This is a genomic window from Pararhizobium sp. P1_E7 (assembly GCF_056405855.1).
The window spans coordinates 1-1,797 of record NZ_JBFUBH010000197.1; the positions used below are offsets into that span (position 1 = coordinate 1).

1 protein-coding gene and 1 pseudogene are annotated in these 1,797 nt (G+C 58.6%); both read left to right on the forward strand.

Annotation, left to right across the window (positions count from 1 at the left end; translation table 11 throughout):
- A pseudogene (locus AC1D17_RS28845) lies at positions 1-580 on the forward strand (ParB/RepB/Spo0J family partition protein); the annotation flags it as partial.
- Positions 581-1,450: 870 nt separating this feature from the next.
- Positions 1,451-1,768, forward strand: a complete 318-nt coding sequence (locus AC1D17_RS28850; protein ID WP_113563845.1) for a DUF736 family protein — start codon at positions 1,451-1,453, stop codon at positions 1,766-1,768.
- The last annotated feature ends 29 nt before the right edge of the window (positions 1,769-1,797 follow it).

Genomic DNA, 1,797 nt, shown 5'->3' on the forward strand with positions numbered 1-1,797 from the left:
TTATGTATCCGAGCAGAGCGCCCTGCAGGTGTCGCTGACCTATGAGCGCGTCGAAGGATCGATGAAAGCCCCAGAGAGGTGCAAGGCAGTTGCCGAGTTCGAGAGCGTACAGGAAAACTACGGGCATAAGATTCCCGGAAACCCTGCCGACCTGTTTGAGTGGTGCCTTGCACAGAGCCGCGAAGAACTGCTGCTCCTGCTGGCCTATGCGGCAGCCCACTCCGTCAACGCTGTGGAGAAGAAATTCACCGACCGCCGATCTGGTATCGAGCAGGCAAACCAGCTTGGTCGTGCGCTCAATGTGAGGATGGCCGACTGGTTCGAGACGACCGCCGACAGCTATTTCAATCACATCAATCGGCAGAGCATTGCTCTCGCTGTGGCGGAAGCCAAGGGCGAAGACGCAAGCCTATCCGTGAAGGCAGCGGGTAAGAAGACAGAGGCCGTGCTGATCGCGGACAGGCTGATTGTGGGAACCGGCTGGCTCCCGGCTCCAATCCGGATTRCATCCGACCCGAGCGCCGAGGCAAACGCCGAGATCGACGACGAGGCCCAGTCCCTGCCGATGGCAGCGGAATAACCCAGCCGATGCTATCCAGCCGGTCGCGCTTCTTCCGCGCGGTCGGCCCCTGTTTAAAACAGAGCCACCTATTTGACCTACCCTATGCATTTTCCCGCCCGCGAGCGCGGGCCAGGGCATCGAACCCCGGCCCGCGCTTTGCTTCGCAAGCAGGATCCGCGCAGCGCTGGAGTCACGCTAGCGTTTATTTCCGGTACGACATTGGCTGGATGAGGCCGCGTGTGATCGGGCGCGGATGATGTGGCTTGTTGTCGGACCCGTCAGCAACGAATTTTCTCTTAAATGCGAAAGGAACAATCTTTATCCCGCGTACTGTGATCGTGCCCGCAACCCCACGCAGCTGTAAATCGCTAGCGCAATCAGCGTTCCTGTCCTGAAGACCGGCGATCTTGTCAGGGGAAGCTCCCGGGATGGCATGGTGGTGAAGCCGATCTCGATGTTTCGATGGGCTCGCTGCGTGATCAGTCTTCTTCCCAGATGCAGTCAGTTCCGTACGAGCCCCAGCTCTCGGCGAATGTCGTTGCGAGGATGCCGATGGTTCTTCCGGTAAGTGGTGTTTAGTCGCCTGGTCGATTTCAGGTAGATGCGTCTGGCGTCGATGGGTGGCGATGCGGGTTTCGGTGAAACGGGCCGCGTTACATCCGGAGACATCTGCGCTGATCTCCTTTGTACGCGATGCCTTCAGATGGACCACTAAGGCCGGTCGTCACGACCGCAACCCTCGATCGCAACGATTTTCCCCGATCCTACAGATCTCCTCGCGCTGCAAAATCGTCCCGCTCTCAGGTGCTGCGACCCTTCGGGTGCGGCCGTTCCTGTTCCCGCCCTTTTGTCGTGTCCATCGGCAACGCAAACAAAGGAGATACAGCAATGTCCGACCTCGTAAACTTCATCCGCTTCACTGAAACCGGCCTCTCGGGCAACATCGCATCCATGGCTTATGACATCGATTTGACCGGCGAAGAAATCAGCAGCACCAACCCGAAAGCRCCCGTTTATCGCATCCTTGCCAAGACCCCTAGGGGACGCTCCGTAGAAATCGGCGGCATCTGGAAGAAGATCAATCAGAACGGCAGTGACTACTACACCCTCTCGGTCAATACCGGATACGGACGCCTCAATGCCAATCTCGGGCGCTTCCCGGGCCAAGACGACGATGATCTGATGGCCGTCATTCCCTGGGATTGATTCAGCGAGGTACGGCCCCAGTGCGGGGC